Genomic DNA, 19,355 nt, shown 5'->3' with positions numbered 1-19,355 from the left:
TTTTAAATTATTTTCTTCCATCTTTTATTCGTTTTATGAGTTGTTTCTTGATTCTATTAATTTTCACTCCGACATTGCTCTCGGAAATACCTATAAGAGTTGATATTTCTTTGTATTCGTAACCTTCAAGATAAAGAATGATAATTGCTTTTTCTAAATTGTCTAACTGATTAATTGCTTGGTATAATAACTCTTTTTTATCTGTCATGGAGTTATCTTCCGAATGTGTATCGTGTATAAGATATTCCCTTGCTGATAGTTCTTTATGGATAGGCCGTACACTCTCCTTTCGTACCAGATCGATGGCGGCATTTAAGGCAACCCTATACAGCCAGGTTGAAAAAGTACTTTCTTGTTTGAACATAGGGTATGCTTTCCATAATCGTATCAGTATCTCTTGATAATAATCTTCTCTGTAAGGATGCTTGTAAAAATAGACATTACAGATTTTTTGTAATATCCCTTGATAATGGTTTATCTGTTCGATGAATTCTTCTTCCACTTCTTTTATTTTTTACTTGTTATGGAAAGTTAGTCGTATTAGTATGGTTGATTATTACAAAAGAAGAAATAAAGATCAAATAAACTTTTGTTTTCAAATAGATTCGATGCTTTTATACGCTTTATAACTTGTGTTTTTCTGGTAATTTATTGGATGCTTTGATTAATGATTCTATATTTGCTTTAAGCTCCTCATATTTGGCAAGAGGATCATCTGTATATATATATATTGGACTATTCTGTTTTTATTGGATATATATATGCGTGGAACTCCGCTTTTGGCGAATAAACTGTAAACGGTTCGATCCTCTTGAGCCGAGTAAGGCATTGTGTAATGCTGTTCCTCCCAGAATTTTCCTACTATTTGTTCTCCTTGTTCACGACTGATTGTGAATATGACAATATCCTTATCTTTTTTGTATTCTGTATATAGCCTCTCTATAACGGGAAGTTCGGCAATGCAGTCCGGGCAAGTTACACTCATTAGCACTATGAATGAAATTTTTCCTTCTAACGATTGGCTGGTAATTGTTTCACCAGTATTCAATCGTACGGAGAATGTGGGTAACTCGTCATTTACTTGAATGTTAGCTCCGTTCGGTTCTTCATCGTCGTCTTGTATACATCCGGTTAAGAAGAATACTGATACAGTAAGTAGAAGTAAATAATCAACTATTTTTTTTTCATTGTTATTGTGCATATTACGTAACAAAGATATTATAATGATGTGAGTATATAGGTTATAGAGGATGATTATTTTGTGAGAAATGTTATGAATATCTGCTGGCGAAGTTCATTGAAGTAGGTGAGTAAAACAAAAATCCTCGAACCCGTAGAAATGGTTCGAAGATTCTTTGTTGGGTATTTTTGTTATCGGGAGTTTTCTGGATTTCTAGGCAAATCCGTTCAACATTCCGTAGAAATACATAGGCTTCAGAATGTGAACTTTTAGCCACCAAGCCGCCCGTTGTTCTTTGGAAGTGTCGATTAGGTTGAATGGGAAAGATATTTCCGGTTCTTTCTTGTAGTTGAATTCACATAATAGTACATGTCCGTAGTCTGTTACGATCGGGCAAGCAGCATATCCGTCATATTTCTCTTCAGGTTCCTTGCCTTCCATTAATGAGATCAGGTTCTTGGCAGCAATTGGTACTTGCTTGCGGACAGCAGCCGATGTTTTACTGGTAGGGATTCCGGCAACATCTCCTAAAGAAATGATATTTGGGTAGGTCTTATGGACTAATGTTTCTTTGTCTACCATGACCCAAGCCTCGGCAGCCAGTTTTCCTTCCGTCCAGCTTAATCCGGATTCACGAACAAAATCGGGAGCTGACATGGGTGGTGTGAAATGCAGGAAATCATAGTCTTCCACGAATGGAGTATAAACTTTCTGCTCGTCTATCGTTTCAATCTTTTCGAAATGTACCTGTTTAGCAGCTGTATCTACTCCTTTTACACGAACATTCAGGTTGATAGGGATGTTGCGTTCCTCGTAGATTTTCAACAAGCGTGGAGTGAAGAAAGGAATATCATATAATTCTTTAGAGGCTGTGTAATAATGTAGGTCTGCATTATCACGTGTTCCTTGTTTACGAGTATAATCATCTGTCAGTAAACATATTTTTTTAGGTGCACCTCCGCATTTGTGTTTTGTGTAGGTGTCGGTATAGATGGCTTTACCACCCGTCTTGCCGAATTCTTGCAAGGCCTTCCAAGTTTTTTGTGCACCTTCGAAATCATAGATGCTATGAGCATTACCTTGTCCTAATGTTGCTTGTGTGATACCTTCTACCTTTTCCCAATTGGTCTGAAGACCAGGTGTCAGGACTAAGAAGTCATATGCAATTTTACCATTGTTTTTAGTTGCCACTTGGTTTTTATTTGGATCAATAGCAGCGACAGAATCTTTTATCCACTTGATGCCACTTGGTATACAGTCTTCTTGTTTTCTCCATACTTCGTCGGGTTGGTAAACACCTGATGCGATTAGGGTGAATCCCGGCTGGTAGAAATGACGATCGCTGGGGTCAATTAATGTAATATCCGGTTTGTCTAACCAGTCGTTTAGGCGGGCAGCCATGCTGATACCAGCAGCTCCTCCTCCGATAATGACAATTTTACCTTTAGCGTTGCTTGAAAATTCTTTCGCCTTGTATATGCCAACAGCGGTCACTAAACCTGCTGCTGCCATCAGTTTGAAAAAATGGCGGCGATTAATACCTTTTTTTTCAAATGTTTTTAGTAGATCTTCCAATTCGTGGCTCATGTTTATGAATGAATAATTTTATCTGCAAATATACAAATAACTAGGGAGAATTAATCATTAAAATGAAAACAGAGACAGGAAGGAGTATTATTTCTGTCTCTTTAACTCGCAAAGTAGATTGAAATTCTTGTTGCTATGTTTGTCTGTTAATGTTTTTAAGACTATTAAAAAGAAAATCGGAAGTATATTTGATATATATGGGGTAGAAATCTTATTTTTGTGGATAAAATCCACCAATATGAATCTATTTACAATTCGTCTTTTAAATCAACAGTTATTAAATCCACAATTTTGTCAACCTAAAGAATTAGTGTCTTGGATGGGAGCGATACAGGCTCAAGATTATACAATGGTAAAATGGGCTGTTGGAATGCGGTTAAAATCAGCAACTATACAGACAGTGGAAAAAGCATTGCAAAAAGGAGAGATATTAAGGATTCATGTGATGCGGCCGACTTGGCATTTAGTTGCTGCAGAAGATATTCGGTGGATGTTGAAACTTTCCGCTCAACATATCAAGTCAGCAAATGACTCTTATGCTAAAGGACATAGTTTAGATATTACAGAGGAGGTTTATACAAAAAGTAATAACCTATTGGAAAAAATCTTGGGTGGAAAGAAAAGCCTCACTAAACAGGAAATAGCAGAACATTTTGAACGTGCCGGACTTTTAACGGATAGATATCACATGACTCGTTTCATGGCACGTGCGGAAGTTGAAGGTATTATCTGTAGTGGTGAGGGGCAGGGAAGAAAACATACGTATATGCTTTTGGAGGAACGTGTCCCACCTGTACCGGAAATAACGAAGGATGAGGCTTTAGCCCGTTTGGCAAGAAATTATTTTCGTAGTCATGCTCCCGCAGTTTTGCAGGATTTTATCTGGTGGTCGGGATTATCGATTTCTGAAGCAAAACAGGCTGTTTATCTGATAGAGTCTGAAATGATTACTGAGCAGTGGAATAACCAGACTTGGTATATTCATAACTCTTGCCGGACTCGTGGTAAAATAGCTGATAGTTTACATTTACTTCCTCCATATGATGAATATCTTTTAGGATATAAGGATCGGACGGATGTTCTACCTAAAGAATTTTACCCTAAAGCATTTACAAATAATGGATTGTTTTATCCGGTATTACTTCATGAAGGACAGATTATCGGAAATTGGAATAAGTCAGTGAAGAAAGGAGAGATAGATTTGGAGCATTCCTTTTTTCAGGAAAATGTTTGTTTAGAAGAAAGCTTATTAAGTAATGCAAAGAATAGATATAAACGGTATCATTCATTTTTGTAGGAGTTACAGATAATAGGTCTTTTTTTACAATGGCGATAACGAATGGGCTATCTCTTTCTTCTAATTTGAGATAGCCCATTCGTTTTAACTACCAATTTGCATTAACTTGGTTTTATTGTTTAGTTTAATTTGCCTGTTTTTATACCGAAAGCGCAATAGGTCAAATAAAGCACGCACACTAGTGTAACAAACACCCCACCAATAATACCGACCTTCCCGATTGCTATACCAATAATAGGAGTTACTACCCCTCCACCGGCAATAGCAGTAATCATCAGACCGGAAATCTGATTGGCTTTTTCGGGCCTTGCTTGTAATGCCATTGAATAAATAATAGAGAATACTGAAGAGGCAAAGAAACCAATAGCACCGATACAAATCAGATTAATCATATCATTTTCTACGAATGCTAAAATCAATAAAGAGCAAAGACAAGCGATAATATTTACTCTGAAATACTTCATTTCGGCAATACGTGCCAAGAAAAAAACGCCTACTAATGCTCCTATCGTACGACTCAGGAAATAAACTTGTGGAGCAAATTTTACTTGCTCTGCTGTCCAGTTAAAACGTTCACTCATTAGCTTGGAACTAATAAAGTTGGTAGCCACATCTACACCGACTATAAAGAAAATACCAAGGAATAATAATAGTATTTTTTTATCTTTCAGCAAGAAAAAAGTATCACTAATAGGCAGTAGTTGTGTTGTGGCAGAATCTTCTCTCTTAATGGGAGTAGCCATTAGCCAAACAGCGGACAATAAGGTGATGCAGCCTAATATCGGGAAACAATAATACCATTTATCATCTCCAAAATGAGCGACGGCAAACAGAACAATTTCCGGTCCGACAAGAGACGAAACAGCTTTAATCACTTGTCCTGCTGTCAGACTGCTAGTCAATAAATGTTGGTTGGTTATAACATTACTCAACAATGGATTCAGTGAAACTTGCAGAATTGCGTTACCAATTCCTAGAAGAGCATAAGCGATCATGCAAGTTGCACTATTATAGATGATTAAGGGTAATAACATACCTATTACAGTAATTACCATACTAAGTAATACTGTATTTTTACGTCCCCACTTGTTCATTTGATTCCCGATAGGGATTCCCAAAAACAAGAACCAGATAAAAACAAGGGAAGGAACAAATCCCGTCATTGCAGGAGACCAGTCGAAAGTACGCTGTACATAGTCGGAAGAAATTCCGACTATGTCACAGAATCCCATAACAAAGAAACCAAAAAGAATGGGAAGAGTCGCTAATGTTGAATTTTGTGTTTTCATGAATATCTTCTTATTTGTTTTAAGTAATTATTTATTCGGAACAATGAGGAGGATTTTCTACTCCCCATTGTTCGTTAGGCTGGTTTCCCATGGTTAATTTGAGTATTCCTCCCTGATAGAGTTCGTCCCGATACATCCAGCATTGTTCCAATGGTTTCCCATTCAAAGTTGCTGATTGTATATAATAAGCATCCGGTGTATTATTAACTGTTTCAATGACAAAAGTTTGTCCCACAGCATTCATTGGGTTAAGTTTAATTTCGATCTTATCAAATAAGGGACTGCCCATTTGGAAAGTAGGGCGTTCGCAAGAACCGCCTTGTACGTCAAACAACCCCATTGCAGCCATTACATACCATGCACCCAATTGTCCCTGATCTTCATCTTGTCCATAACCGTAACCATGCTCACCGCTAATACCATAAAACTCATCACAAATTAAGCGGGTCCATTTCTGAGTGAGAAATGGCTTTCCGGAGAAGTTGAATAGCCAAGAGATATGGAGGCTCGGTTGATTTCCATGATTATAAGGACTTTGCAGACCGGAAAAAGCATTCACCACTTTTCCTCCTCCGAAGATAGACTTACGAGCTTCTGTAAAAATAGAATCGAGGCGATGATTGAATAATTCTTTGCCTACTTTCTCAATCAAACGATTCGGATTCTGCGGAACAAAGAAAGTATATTGCATTGCATTTCCTTCTTGAAATCCTCTCCATGATTCCAATGGATTAAAGTTGTCGATAAATTCACCCTGAGGAACTCGTGGACGGATCATCTTTAATGAATCATCAAACAATTTTTCCCAGCTATTTGATAATGACATTAAACGTTTGTAATCTTCCGTATGTCCCAATGCTTTCGCCCATTGAGCTACCGCATAAGCACTGAAGCTATACTCTAATGTATGTGATGCCGAGAAACTGGAACCTTCCGGATGCGTACCGTAAAAAATACTATTTTCATAAGGTACATAACCTCTCTCTACAAACTGCTTCACATCCGTTTTACCGGCTCCTTCAATACGCCCTTCCCAGCCAAGTTCATTTTTCAGAGCTGCCTGATAACCTGTTTCGACATCAAAATTACGGATACCACTATTATAGGCACCAGCCAATGCAATGCTTACCATGTTGGTGCCCACTCCTGAAACATATTTACTGGTAGCAATACCATCTCCCAACCAACCGGCATCTTTATATACCAGCAATTGACTATTAACGAAGTCATTATAATATTCCGGATAAGCTAATGCCCAGAGAGGAGTCAGATTCCAATACGCTCCCCAGACAGCGTCCGTATTATAATGATTGTGTTCAGGTTTCCCATTCTTATTTAATGGAATTTGCCCGATGGTACCGTCATTTTTAGGATAAGCTCCATTCACATCATTGGCAAGTCCTCTACCTAACAAAGCATGATACAATCCGGTATAGAATTTGATTTTACTATCTTCCGTACCTCCTGATACCACAATACGGTTCAACGATTCATTCCATTTCTCTGTCGTTGCTTGTACCGCTTCGTCAAAGGTCAGTTTTTCAGCTTCTGCTTCCAGATTCAATTTCGCATTTTCGATTGATGTATATGACAATCCTACTTTTATAGTAACAACATCATCTTTCTTGGTTTTGTAATTTAAGCACATAATAGCTCCCGGTCCTTTTATTTCATTGCCGGGCATCAGGGTGCTATCCTGATAGAAGACTTCCACCGATTCCGGAGCTCGATCTAGTTTAGCATAGAAATACATGGCAACAGAAGCGCCGGACTGGTATTTCTTTACGTATTCCGGTTCTGTAATCACATATCCTTCAACTGTATTTTCATTGACCTGTTTAATATACGCATCGCGTACAGCACCACTTTCTCCTTGACGGTTTCCTATATTAAAAAGAATGTGTGCATTCTCAGAATCCGAGAATGTATATCGCTGAAAACCAACACGAGCCGTAGCCGTAAGTTCTGCTTTAACTTGGTAATCTTTTAGAAAGACAGCATAATACCCCGGACGTGCGATCTCATCTTTCTTATCAAAACGAGAACGAAAACCATTGTCCGGGTCTTCCAGCTTTCCCGGATTTGTCTTTACTTCTCCCGTAACCGGCATCAGAGAAATACCGCCAATTTGAAACTCGTGCAGACAAGGGAAGCCATCAATCGAAGTATGTCCGTCTTCATAGCCCACTGCTTCCCAACCTTGATTGTTCCCGTAAGTGCCGTTTGTAGAAGCACCTAACTTTGCTAATCCAAAAGGTTCAGCTGCGGGGGTATAAAAGAACCAACGACTATGTATGGTTCCGATATTAGGATTTACATATTCTACAAGATTAAGAGTCTTGGGAGAACTACATCCCCAAATACCGACTAAAACAAACAGGGAACTTATCCATTTCAACCTCATCGTATTATACTTATTTTTTCTATTAACTACTTCTTTTTTATTATACTACTCCTGCAAACTTCGTTTTCTAATATAAAAACTGAAGATTTATGGTTCCAATTGGGACAGGGCAAAATTATAAGCCCCCAAAGCTACAGCTTTATTCGTTCCTAATGAAGAAACTGCGATACCTACTTTTTTATGGTTGGCATAAATGACCTGTCTTTTAGAAAATGGAATATTCACTATCGTATTTTTCTCTTTCAGGAAGTTCTTCCTATCTTCTTCCTCTGTCAAATTGAATACTTCCATTTGCAAACAGGAAAAAGAGGCTCCGGTAAACGTGTGAATCTGTCTTTGCATTTCTTTCATCATACTTGGAAGAATGTATTTAGCTGCTCCGGCTATTCCTCCTCCAATGACGACTATACCGTCTACAATATTCAGTGCTTGAATGATAGCATGACCCGCCATTTCTCCTAATTCATAGAAACTGTTGATAGCAGCCTGCTGATTTCCCTCTTTTGTTCCTTCGGCAATATCAAAAATATCTTTAGGAGTCAGTGAGGAAGCATCTTCTCCGCTAATCTCTTGATATACTCGTCTGACAGCGCGAATGCTGACACTTTCTTCCGTTATCATCTTCGGATATTTCTTATTCCGCATGATCCAAACGTCACCACCGCAACCGTTATCTCCGGTTAGTAATCGATTGTCAATGACCACTCCGGCGCCGAATCCTGTACCCAGTGTTATTCCTAATAGATTCTTGTATATTTTGTTACTTCCCGCGGCTTTCAAGAGTTTATTTATTTCGGGAAGAGTACCTGATAAAGCTTCACCGTAAGCAAACAAGTTGCCATCATTATTAATAAAAACAGGAATACCGAATTGCTCTTCCAAATAAGGACCAATTGCTACTCCTCCTCTGAACGCAGGAAAATTGGGCAAATCGCCTATAATTCCATGCTCGTAATCAGCAGGCCCGGGAAAAGCAAAACTTATGGCTACCGGAAGTTTGGGTAATCGCTTTTCTACTTCCAGAAAGCCCTCTACAAGGACAGACAGGCAATACTCCAAGTTGTCGGATACTGCCGGTAAGCAAATAGAATCTATGATTTCGCGACAGCCTTGCATTGCCGAAAACACGAAGTTGGTTCCTCCGGCATCAAGGGTCATTACGATTCGTTCGTCATGTTCATACATAGGTCTCAGGATATTAGATTAATGTGTCTGTTAGTTATTATTAAAAACGTACGTAGGCTTTCAATGTTATACATTCTTTTCCGGCAGATTTGCCATAAGGACTGATCGTATATTCTTTGATTCCGGCAGGTATGATGAAAGTCTCGGCATAATGCACCACAAAAGGTTCGAAACTATGAGTCGGGCTTTCAACTACCACTTCTTCTCCTTCAAGCAGGTTCAGCACGTTTACACTGTCATTCGTTTGATGTAATACTGATGATGAGAAGCGATGGCGACGGGTTTCGATAAATTCATTCGGATGTAATCCGGTACGTTCTTCTACCCAGCCTTCTCCCGATGCTACTTCCTCAAACTGGTTGCGAAGGTGTTGATGTACATATTCCGTATCCCGGTCCCAATTGATGACGTGTTTTCCTCGTTCTATGTTAATAGGGCGTGGTTTACCGTCTAAACCCAAACGTTGCCAATCCCATAATTTGAAAGTAAAAAGATTGGGGGTCGAACTGATTTCGAGTACCATGCTATTTGCACCGGAGCAGTGTATCGTACCTCCCGGAATTAAGAAATGATCATGCTTCTTTGCGGGAATCTTGTTGATGTACTTTTCAGTGTCAAAAATCTCTTCTCCCTTTTGTGCTGTGCGTAGATCATTAATCATGGCTTCTTTATCTACTCCTTCTTTTACTCCTAAATATACCACTGCATCTTCTCCGGCATCTAACAGGTAATAGCTTTCGTCCTGAGTATAATACATACCGAAACTGTCACGAATAAACTGTGTGGTTGGATGTACTTGTAGGCTTAAATTGCCTCCTTGCATAGTATCTAAAAAGTCGAAACGAATAGGGAAGTCTTTGCCAAAGCGTGATTCTACGGGTTCACCTAATAATTCTTTACTTTTCAGCAGAACTACGTCAATAGAAGGTAATTCAAATCGTATGCCATTTATTTCAAAGTAAAGACTGTTTTCCTCCGGTACACAGTCGAAACACCAACCAAAGTTCTTGCGCTCACGATCTAAGTCACAAACCTCCTTCATCCACTGACCGCCCCAAGGAGCCGGATCGAAGAAAGGAACTACTCGAAACGGTGTTTTTATTGTTGCCTCTATTCCTTTAAAGAAAGTTTCCCGATCAATCATTTTCGGTGATCCGGCTATATGAGTATCGATCCAATAATCTATCCTGCTAAATAAACGATCTTTATAGCTGTCGCAAACTCTCCAATCATTAAAATATCCTCTTTTATATTGTAAGGAAACCATTTCGGTCCGGTTGTCCACTCCTAAAGCCATTACCTCATGGCGTCGGAAACGTTGTTGTATTTCCCAACGTGCCATATCTGCATAAATAATTAATGCATCTTGAGGAGCAACTAAAGAAGCTCCCGTCCCAAAGATTAGAATGCTTTCTTCGGATTCATTGACTTCTTGCCGGGCTTTTGCTAATTTGTCTGCATCAAAATAATCTTGTAATTTCAGATTAGTCACGTACCCAAACAGTACATCTTCTGTCATGAAGCGTTCGGTCATTGCGAGAATTTCTTGCTCCGGTTTCATTAAATCTCGCATGTTGATTACCTTTTCGGAGAAAACTTTCATAAAAGCTTCCATCACTTCTTCTTCATATACTCCCGTATACATATCAACTGCCAGGACCTTTTTCCCGTTCATTTTTTCTTTTAAAATGGGAATGATAGTATCCCACCCTTGCACAAGCATTCCTGTTATCTTTGTAGAAGGATATTTATCATAATTAGGTTTTCTCATGTTTACTTCTGTTTTGGTTTTATATGTTCATACATATTTAATATTGTGCAAATATATATGTTTTATTTTTATTCTCTACAATACTTGGAACTTTTTTTGATAAGTCTTATATTTGCTGAGAAATAAACTGCTTTAAAGTAATGAAGTTAGATCATAATAGTGATAAACCTCTTCATATTCAGGCTGAAGAAATCTTGAGAGGATTTATAGAGTCTGAAGAATATAAGAATGGGAAGTTACTTCCCAATGAAGTTGATTTGTCTAAACAATTGCATATTTCAAGAAATACATTGCGGCAAGCTATCAATAAGCTTGTGTTCGAAGGGCTTTTAGTACGAAAGAAAGGATTTGGTACTAAGGTAGTCAAAAAAGGTATTGTAGGTGGAGTGAAAAATTGGCTTAGTTTCTCTCAAGAGATGAAGATGTTAGGAATTGAAATTCGTAACTTTGAATTACATGTCAGTTTAAAAAGACCTACTGAAGAGATTAGTACTTTCTTTCATTTAGATGATAATTCTGACGCACGCTGCGTAGTGATGGAGCGGGTAAGAGGAAGAAAAGAATATCCATTTGTATATTTTATCTCTTATTTCAATCCTGCTATTCCTTTGACAGGGGAAGAAGATTATACTCGTCCTTTGTACGAAATGCTGGAGAATCAATATCAAATAGTAGTAAAAACCAGTAAGGAGGAAATCTCTGCAAGGCTTGCCGGAGAGTTTATTGCAGAAAAATTAGAAATTGAGTCTAGCGATCCTATATTGATAAGGAAAAGATTTGTGTATGATGTGAACAACGTTCCTATCGAATATAACATCGGCTATTATCGGGCGGATAGTTTCACTTATACAATCGAAGCGGAAAGATAGATAGTGATGAATATGATTTAAATGATAGTTGCGGGGCTGATCAAAAAGTTTCAATAGTTATCTGCTAAACTTTTTGGTCAGTCCCGACATTTCTTAGATTTGAATTCTACTTTTCATTGGGTAACTCCCCATGATTTATTAGGTGTGTCGCCCATTTCTAAGATTAATTCTCCTCCTTTCAGCAACTCAGATGCAGGAAAATGGAAACTCTCCAGAGGTTGTCCGTTTAGTATCGCACTCTGAACATATTTGTTCTTTCTTGAAGTATTCTTTGCTATAATTGTGAATTGTTCTCCACGACCATAGAGTTCTTTCAAGTGAATAACGGTCTTTTCAAATAAGGGACTTGCTATTTCATAAATAGGATCTACTCTGCAACCGCCATCTGTCTGAAATAAACCGATAGCGGCCATTACAAACCACGCGCTCATTTGCCCTTGATCTTCATCACCCAAATAGGCATTGGCGATTCCATAACCATAATATCGGTCGATCACAGAACGGCTCCACTTTTGAGTTAGCCAAGGTTTTTCTGCCCAATTGAATAAAAAAGCAAAATGCATCGATTGTTGGTTGCCTTGTACCACTGGATAATCCCAATATTGGTCATTTGGAGCATTGTATCTCCATGGTTCGCTGGCTGAAAAGCCCCAATTCAATCGTTCCACGAACTTGTCTTGCCCGATCAACTTGACTAGAGTCGGTATATCTTGAGGTACAAAGAAGCTAAGTTGCCATGCATTCCCTTCCACATATTGTTCATTTCGCCCCGATTTAAACGGATCGAAATCGGCCGTATAGTTTCCAAGTGTATCTCTCATATGTGCATATCCGCTTGCCGGATTAATCGCATTTTTCCACCAGGTTCCTCGTTCATTAAAAGTTTGATATTCTTTATATTTACCTAACGATTTAGCCAACTGCCCGACTGTCCAGTCATCATACGAATACTCTAAGGTATTAGAAAAACGTCCTTTTTCAACCGGAACATAATGATATTGAAGATAAGGGATCAGATCTCTGTTTCCCGCGAAACCACCTGCAACATGAGTGGCAGGGGTTGTCTGCATCTTCTTGACTGCTTCAAAGGCTTTATTTACATCATAATCCCTGATCCCCATCTGATAGGTAGAAACAATTAAAGGAATCTCATGCTCTGCTACCATGACAGGAATATATTTCATACCTGCCGGTCCCTTAGCTAACCAGCCATTTGTGTCATACAGAGCTAATTGAGAGTTCACCCATCTGGAAGACCATTCGGGTGTCAGTAAATTCCAGACTTGATTTAAATTCCAAAAAGTATTCCAAAAGGCATCGCATCCTAAAGCGCGGTGTTCCGGGTTCTTTAATTTCTGTACTTTTTTGTCTGCCGACATCCACTCTCCGTTCACGTCACTCCAGATATTTCTGCAAAAAGCTCGATATACATTTGTATAAAACCGTACCTTTTCCAAACGATCATTGGTTGTAATCTGTACTCGACCCAGGATATTGTTCCATGCCTGTTTCTGATTTTGTACAATTGCATCAAAGTTCCAATTGAATTCATTGGATATTTCTTCCTTTAAATTTTCCGAGGCATTGGCTATGCTTACTAAAGAGATACCGGTACGGGCTTGAACAACCGGATGTTTTTGGGTATCAAACTCAACGTATAATCCTGCATATTTTAAATCTTTCCCTTCAATGACCGAAGAATCGAGCACTTTGTCTTCCATCCAGCCGCCGACCTTCTTGATGGGGGTGTCAAACTCTATCACAAAGTTTACTTTATAATCCTGATCCGCATCATTGCTCCATACATGAGGGCGGGGAGACAATTGATGGCTGTACCCTTCGATTCGATAATCACTGACCTTATTTATTTTGATGTCTACTAATTGATAATCATATTCCGTAGGAATCTGAAGATCTATCATTACACGTCCGTCTTGTTCTTTAGGAAAAGTATATTTCTGAAAAGAAGCTCTGGTAGTTGCCGTACTTTCTACCCATATCTTCGTATCAGTCAGATAGACTTTATAATATCCAAGAGGGGCTTCTTCTGTTCTTTTATCAATACGTGAACGGTAGCCTTCGTCCGGTCTTAATTCATCGCCCACTCTAATTTGCAATTCGCCATTAGTAGGCATCATGCCCAATCCTCCCATCGTCCATTCATGTATGTGACTGAAACATCCTATCGTTTCAAAAGTTGGTTGATAACCGGCTTGCCATCCCGCATTCTGATTATCCGGACTTAATTTTACCATACTGAAAGGCATCCAGGGACCGGGAGCGATCATCCAACGTGAATGACCTGTTCCTATTTTAGTATCTACATAATCAGCGTAGGAATGTAATGCTTGAGGAGTGCGTATAACGGTACCGGACTGTAATAATTCATTGTCCGCCCATATTTTATAAGTACTTTTTTTAGAATTATGTACTGCCGGCATAGGAGCTTCAAATTGATAACGGGCAGTGTCCATGACGGAGGAAAATATCTCTACGTTATCAACTTCTACTTTAAGTCTGGGGCTTCCGGTCAAGTGCTCGACATCAACTAACAAAGGTTGAAATCTATTTCCATTATTTTCTATCTCATAATTAGCTGTGTAGACATCGCGGAGAAATGCTTTTGTATTTGTTTTACCTAATGTTGCTTGATTGGGGCCCATTAGCCGTATTTGGTCAAATACAATCCAACCGCCCTCTAAGACAGAAATAACAATGGAGTTCCCTCCCTTTTTTAATAATTTATCTTCAATCGGAAAGTTTAAAGTTGTTTTCTTGGCATTTTGTACGTCCCCTTCTAATACTTCTTTGGGACCACTTTCAACTACAAACCTTTTGCTTATAGAATTGACTGTGACTTTTACAACTGCCCCTAATGGACTTGCTCCCAATAAATCTATGGCTAAATTCCAGTCTTTAGACTTAGCAGTATTTTCAAGATTAAAAAGAATGGTTGTATCATGTGTTCGCCAACCTGATGTGCCTCCTGTTCCTCCCCATTGATCCGCAGGTCCGGGTAGTACATACGAGAATTCCTTTTCTACATTTGAAGTCCCTATTAAAAAATAGCGATCTTCGTATCCGAAGTCATTAGCCAGAAACTTTGAATAGTCGGAAGGACCTAATGCTAATTCGGATGAAGAACCATCTTTTTCTCCTATCTGCCATATTATTTTATCTGCTATTATATACAATGTAGGAAATATCGTTAGCAATAATGAAAAAAGTAGTCGTTTCATATAGATACATTTTAAGTTTGTTCAGACATGGGCGCTAAGATATAAAAAAAACAGGTATATTATAATATAATTTTAAACATTTACTTATTTGCCGGTTGATTGGTGGTATGCTTATCTAGCTTCTATTATTCAATAAGTGTCAATGCTTATACTATCTGTCATGTGAGGCGTAGTAAAGCAGCGATTCTTTACCTGTGTAGAGAGAAGAGATTTTTCACTTCGTTCCTTTAGACAAATACTATCATATTATAAATTAATTGTGATGATCTATTTATATATAAATACTATGTATGGTATTATAAGTCCAAATACTAAAATAGACTTGTATGTCCTTCACCTTTCACAATACTTTATTAATGAAAGGAAGAGAATGCATGATAACCTTCACTTAATGATGTATTGGTTCATGTTGTTTTGTGAACAGTAAATATATTCTTTGTTCAATGAATTTTATTAGTATCTGTTTATATAAGTATTAATAGAAAAGTTGCTTTCTATTAGAGATAAACATTCTTTCCTCTAATAGTAAACTTTCTTTTGATCTTTACTAAACTATAAATGCAAGTTTTGTTTTTATAATTGCAAGTTGCATTTATATAATTGAAACTTGCAATTGTATAATCAAAGCTTCCAATTATAAATTTGTTTTAAGCAAGAAAAACTTCTCTATAGGGATAAAGTAAGTTTATGATTAATAGAGAAGAATTTATCTATTAATGAATTGGACGAGAGATAAGGTTATTATGAAATATGATAAAGAATAGTTGGATCGAGGAATTTCAGAATTGGGGTCGGTGAATAGGTGAATGCAGATGTGAAGGGAAGCCTTCACCCTCTAATGACCATGAATAAAGGGTTGTGAAGAGGTGAAGGACTTTTTGTCTATAATAGGAATTCCAGATATTATTCCGGAATTCCTTTTTAAAAAGATCTATCAGTTTCTATTTATTCTGCTGTCTTTTTGCCCATTCCAATCTCCGTTGGTCAGGTAATTGAGTTACTTTGAACTCTTCGAATGTGGCAGTAAATCCTTTTCCGTCGGGGCAAGCACCCATTAAACCAACCATTACGGGACAGTTATCCTGTAACCAGCAGGTACGCATCATAATATATTCTTTGTCATCACGTGAAAAGAAGATTTCTACTGCGTCTAACTTCCGGACTGCTTTGATCCAAATAGAACGTGGAGCGTCCGGTAATTGTACTACACTCCAGTCACTGGTGTGATGTGTTACTACAGCGCTGACATTCTGTTTGCCGTTTACGTATTCTACGCCTGCTTTAATCCAGTTCTCATGATCGATGCGTAGCATTAATCCCATTTGATCGAAGGTAGTCACATAATTCCCGGTGATTTTTACTTTTGCTTCGAATTCTCCTCCATAGGTAGCATAATAAAAAGGACCGTCATCAACAGTGAATCCATAATGTGAAATTCTCCAGAAGTCTGTTTTTGCAGGAACATCCATTACCAATGTTTTACCATCTTTAATTTCCCATTGTTGAGGCTCATTCAGCCAATTCATTTTATCCAAACTTTGTGCCATAGTCGAAGTTGTGGCTGTCAATAAAGCAATTGACAGTAATTTGAGTTTTAAATGTTTCATGTACGTTTCTTATTTGTTTATCTTTGTGGGGCAAAGATAAGTCATATATTTAGATGTGACAATACTGAATATTAACCATTTTAGGAGATGGATGTACTACAAAAAGAAATAGACGAGGTATATGCCACACATTCGATCGTTCATGAGACGTTGGATAATAAAAAGTTGGAGCAACATCAATTGTTTATCCATTCACTGACAGCGATTAATGGTGGATGTGCTGTAATTTCAGATCTTTCCAATCGGAATAGTTATGTGGCTGTTCATCCATGGGCACATTTTCTGGGATTGACTTTCGAGGAGGCATCTTTGCAAATGATTGACTCGATGGACGAAGATTATATTTATCGGCGGATTCATCCGGAGGATTTGGTCGAAAAACGTTTGTTGGAGTATAAATTCTTCCAGAAGACCTTTTCGATATCCCCCGAAGAACGGTTGAAATATCGGGGAAGATGCAGACTGCGGATGATGAATGAAAAGGGAGAATATCAGTTTGTGGATAATTTGGTGCAAATCATGGAGAATACTCCTGCGGGAAATGTTTGGTTGATTTTTTGTCTTTACTCTCTGGCTGCTGACCAACGGCCCGAGTCTGGAATCTATGCAACTATCACTCACATGGAACGTGGTGAAGTGGAAACGTTATTCCTTTCGGATGAACACCGGAATATATTATCCGAACGTGAAAAAGAGATACTCCGTTGTATCAGGAAAGGTTTGTCGAGCAAGGAAATAGCAAATTCCCTTTGTATTAGTGTTAATACTGTAAACCGGCACCGGCAGAATATTCTGGAGAAACTTTCTGTTGGTAACTCGATAGAAGCTTGTAGGGCTGCGGAATTAATGAAATTATTATAATACGTTTGACCTTAATCTGTTGCTTTTAATCACTTTTCAGTCAGTATTATATGTACGATTTCAACTTCTCATATCAATGCTTGTTTATCAAAACAAGGATAACAGTTCATCGAAACGTTTCACTTGTTTCAGATGTTCATGTGTAAAAGTATCAACGATTTCATGTTTCCACATCACTTCGAAGGGAATATGAACTCCGTATCCTCCCAAAGATAATACCGGCTGAATATCTGATTTAAGAGAGTTGCCAATCATGGCAAATTCAGAAGGATCCATTTGCAGAATCTTTAATAATCGAAGATATTCTTTTTCTGTTTTATCAGACATTACTTCAATATGGTCAAAGTAAGAAGATAATCCTGAACGTTCCAACTTATTTTCCTGATCCAATAAATCTCCTTTTGTTGCGACTACCAACTTATATTTGCCTTTTTTTTTCAAAGCTTCAAGTGTTTTCTTGACCTCCGGCAATAATTCAATTGGCATTTCTAATAATGACTTGCCCAAATTAATAATTTTCTCAATGTCACAAGCTGGAATTCTTTGTTTGCTAACAAGTAGTGCCGTTTCAATCATTGAAATCGTAAATGCTTTCGCACCATATCCCAAGTACTTTAGATTCTTCATCTCAGTTTGGAATAAGGCTGATGATATTTCCGGTGAAGTACCATAAGGATTCAATAAAGTTGTATATTGTTTTTCTACTTCCTGGAAAAAGGGTTCGTTACTCCATAACGTATCGTCTGCATCGAAAGCAATCACTTTGATAGAATTTTTCATTGTTTCTGTTATTGTTTGGTAGTTACTCAAATGGAAACGTTTGTACTAATGGGGCAAAGTTAGAGAAAAATAATAAATAAAAATGGATTTCTTGTTTTTGGAATCGATTTCGGTAGATTCTCATAGAAATGCTCTATCTTTGTTATTCATTATTAGTTTGAACTTTAATAGGAGATATATAACGATGAAAATAGGAGATAGAGTACGCTTTCTTAGTGAAGTAGGTGGTGGAGTTGTGACAGGATTCCAGGGTAAAGATTTCGTTTTGGTAGAAGATGCAGACGGATTTGATATTCCAATGCCGATACGTGAGTGTGTAGTGATTGAAACAGATGATTATAACATGAAGCGCAAGCCAAGTACGTCGGTCCCGAAACATGAAGAACCTGCGAAACCTATGAAACCAGAAATGCCTATGGTACAAAGGCAACCAGAAGTACGTGGCGGAGATACATTAAATGTATTTCTTGCTTATGTGCCCGAAGATGCGAAGGCAATGATGACTACCCCCTTTGAGACTTATCTGGTAAATGATAGCAATTATTATTTGTATTATACGTATATGAGTGCGGAAGGGACAGCCTGGAAAACTCGTTCGCATGGATTGATTGAACCGAATACAAAATTGTTGCTGGAAGAATTTACTAAAGATATACTGAATGAAATGGAACATGTAGCAGTTCAGTTTATTGCTTTTAAAGATGGCAAACCTGCCGCAATCAAACCTGCTGTGAATGTGGAATTGAGAATTGATACTGTGAAATTTTATAAGTTACATACATTTGGCACTTCCGATTTCTTTGAAGAACCTGCGTTAATTTACGATATAGTGAAAGACGATATGCCAGCTAAGCAAGTATTTGTATCGGCGGAAGAACTTCAAACGGTTTTATTGCAAAAAAAATCTATTGATAAACCTAAGTCACAACCCCTCGTAAAGCCAAACCGGGGACATGGTGGAAAAAGTGGAATAATTGATATAGATCTTCATATCGATTCTTTGCTAGATGATATCACAGGAATGAGTAACAGCGAAATATTGAATTATCAACTGGATAAATTTCGTGAGGTGATGGAGGCATATAAGAATAAGCGCGAGCAAAAGATAGTCTTTATACATGGTAAAGGAGATGGAGTACTTCGGAAAGCAGTGCTTGATGAACTGAAGCGGAAATATAGTAGTTGTCGTTATCAGGATGCTTCTTTTCAGGAATATGGATTTGGTGCTACAATGGTGACTATTAAATAAACACAAGTTTTCGTCTTATTAATAATACTGTGGATTA

Annotated in this window: 14 protein-coding genes; 4 read left to right on the top strand and 10 right to left on the bottom strand. The window is 38.0% G+C overall.

Annotated features, from left to right (window positions below):
- Positions 1-7 precede the first annotated feature (7 nt).
- From EJF25_RS19755 to EJF25_RS19745, 3 genes are all read right to left on the bottom strand, one after another.
- Entirely contained in the window at positions 8-502 is a 495-nt protein-coding gene (locus EJF25_RS19755; RefSeq protein WP_125042385.1) for an RNA polymerase sigma factor, read from the bottom strand.
- Positions 503-673: 171 nt separating this feature from the next.
- Positions 674-1,201, bottom strand: coding sequence for a TlpA family protein disulfide reductase (locus EJF25_RS19750; RefSeq protein WP_125042384.1), 528 nt, complete (start codon positions 1,199-1,201; stop codon positions 674-676).
- A 192-nt stretch (positions 1,202-1,393) separates the two neighbouring features.
- A complete protein-coding gene (locus tag EJF25_RS19745) occupies positions 1,394-2,767 on the bottom strand; it encodes an NAD(P)/FAD-dependent oxidoreductase (RefSeq protein ID WP_125042383.1) in 1,374 nt (457 codons plus the stop codon).
- A gap of 238 nt (positions 2,768-3,005) precedes the next feature.
- Here EJF25_RS19745 and EJF25_RS19740 point away from each other — a divergent pair, with 238 nt between their 5' ends.
- Positions 3,006-4,064, top strand: coding sequence for a winged helix DNA-binding domain-containing protein (locus tag EJF25_RS19740; protein ID WP_125042382.1), 1,059 nt, complete (start codon positions 3,006-3,008; stop codon positions 4,062-4,064).
- 119 nt (positions 4,065-4,183) lie between these two features.
- Here the strand turns inward: EJF25_RS19740 and EJF25_RS19735 are convergent, their stop codons facing one another.
- From EJF25_RS19735 to EJF25_RS19720, 4 genes are all read right to left on the bottom strand, one after another.
- Positions 4,184-5,353 carry an MFS transporter gene (locus tag EJF25_RS19735; protein ID WP_125042381.1) on the bottom strand — a complete coding sequence of 390 codons (1,170 nt, stop codon included), beginning with the start codon at positions 5,351-5,353 and terminating at the stop codon, positions 4,184-4,186.
- Between the two features lie 31 nt (positions 5,354-5,384).
- Entirely contained in the window at positions 5,385-7,757 is a 2,373-nt protein-coding gene (locus EJF25_RS19730) for a GH92 family glycosyl hydrolase (protein WP_125042380.1), read from the bottom strand.
- 87 nt (positions 7,758-7,844) lie between these two features.
- Positions 7,845-8,942, bottom strand: coding sequence for an ROK family protein (locus EJF25_RS19725; protein WP_125042379.1), 1,098 nt, complete (start codon positions 8,940-8,942; stop codon positions 7,845-7,847).
- Between the two features lie 40 nt (positions 8,943-8,982).
- Complete coding sequence (locus tag EJF25_RS19720; RefSeq protein ID WP_125042378.1) at positions 8,983-10,713, bottom strand: class I mannose-6-phosphate isomerase; 1,731 nt, start codon at positions 10,711-10,713, stop codon at positions 8,983-8,985.
- Positions 10,714-10,853: 140 nt separating this feature from the next.
- Between EJF25_RS19720 and EJF25_RS19715 the strand changes: the two genes are divergently transcribed.
- Complete coding sequence (locus tag EJF25_RS19715; RefSeq protein WP_077153217.1) at positions 10,854-11,582, top strand: GntR family transcriptional regulator; 729 nt, start codon at positions 10,854-10,856, stop codon at positions 11,580-11,582.
- Positions 11,583-11,695: 113 nt separating this feature from the next.
- Here the strand turns inward: EJF25_RS19715 and EJF25_RS19710 are convergent, their stop codons facing one another.
- Positions 11,696-14,821, bottom strand: coding sequence for a GH92 family glycosyl hydrolase (locus EJF25_RS19710; RefSeq protein WP_125042377.1), 3,126 nt, complete (start codon positions 14,819-14,821; stop codon positions 11,696-11,698).
- Between the two features lie 941 nt (positions 14,822-15,762).
- On the bottom strand, positions 15,763-16,428 hold the full coding sequence (locus EJF25_RS19705) for a DUF1349 domain-containing protein (RefSeq protein WP_125042376.1): 666 nt from the start codon (positions 16,426-16,428) through the stop codon (positions 15,763-15,765).
- A gap of 87 nt (positions 16,429-16,515) precedes the next feature.
- On the opposite strand from EJF25_RS19705, the gene EJF25_RS19700 reads away from it, so the two are divergent.
- The gene (locus tag EJF25_RS19700; RefSeq protein ID WP_125042375.1) at positions 16,516-17,289 is read left to right on the top strand and encodes a response regulator transcription factor; all 774 of its coding nucleotides are present in this window, start codon (positions 16,516-16,518) and stop codon (positions 17,287-17,289) included.
- Between the two features lie 87 nt (positions 17,290-17,376).
- Here the strand turns inward: EJF25_RS19700 and EJF25_RS19695 are convergent, their stop codons facing one another.
- Complete coding sequence (locus EJF25_RS19695; RefSeq protein WP_125042374.1) at positions 17,377-18,069, bottom strand: HAD family hydrolase; 693 nt, start codon at positions 18,067-18,069, stop codon at positions 17,377-17,379.
- 184 nt (positions 18,070-18,253) lie between these two features.
- Here EJF25_RS19695 and EJF25_RS19690 point away from each other — a divergent pair, with 184 nt between their 5' ends.
- A complete protein-coding gene (locus tag EJF25_RS19690) occupies positions 18,254-19,318 on the top strand; it encodes a DUF2027 domain-containing protein (RefSeq protein ID WP_125042373.1) in 1,065 nt (354 codons plus the stop codon).
- The last annotated feature ends 37 nt before the right edge of the window (positions 19,319-19,355 follow it).

This window comes from Bacteroides faecalis, assembly GCF_003865075.1.
Lineage (GTDB): Bacteria > Bacteroidota > Bacteroidia > Bacteroidales > Bacteroidaceae > Bacteroides > Bacteroides faecalis.
Note: the sequence above shows the minus strand (reverse complement) of the source record. Positions and strands in the feature narration are given on the sequence as shown.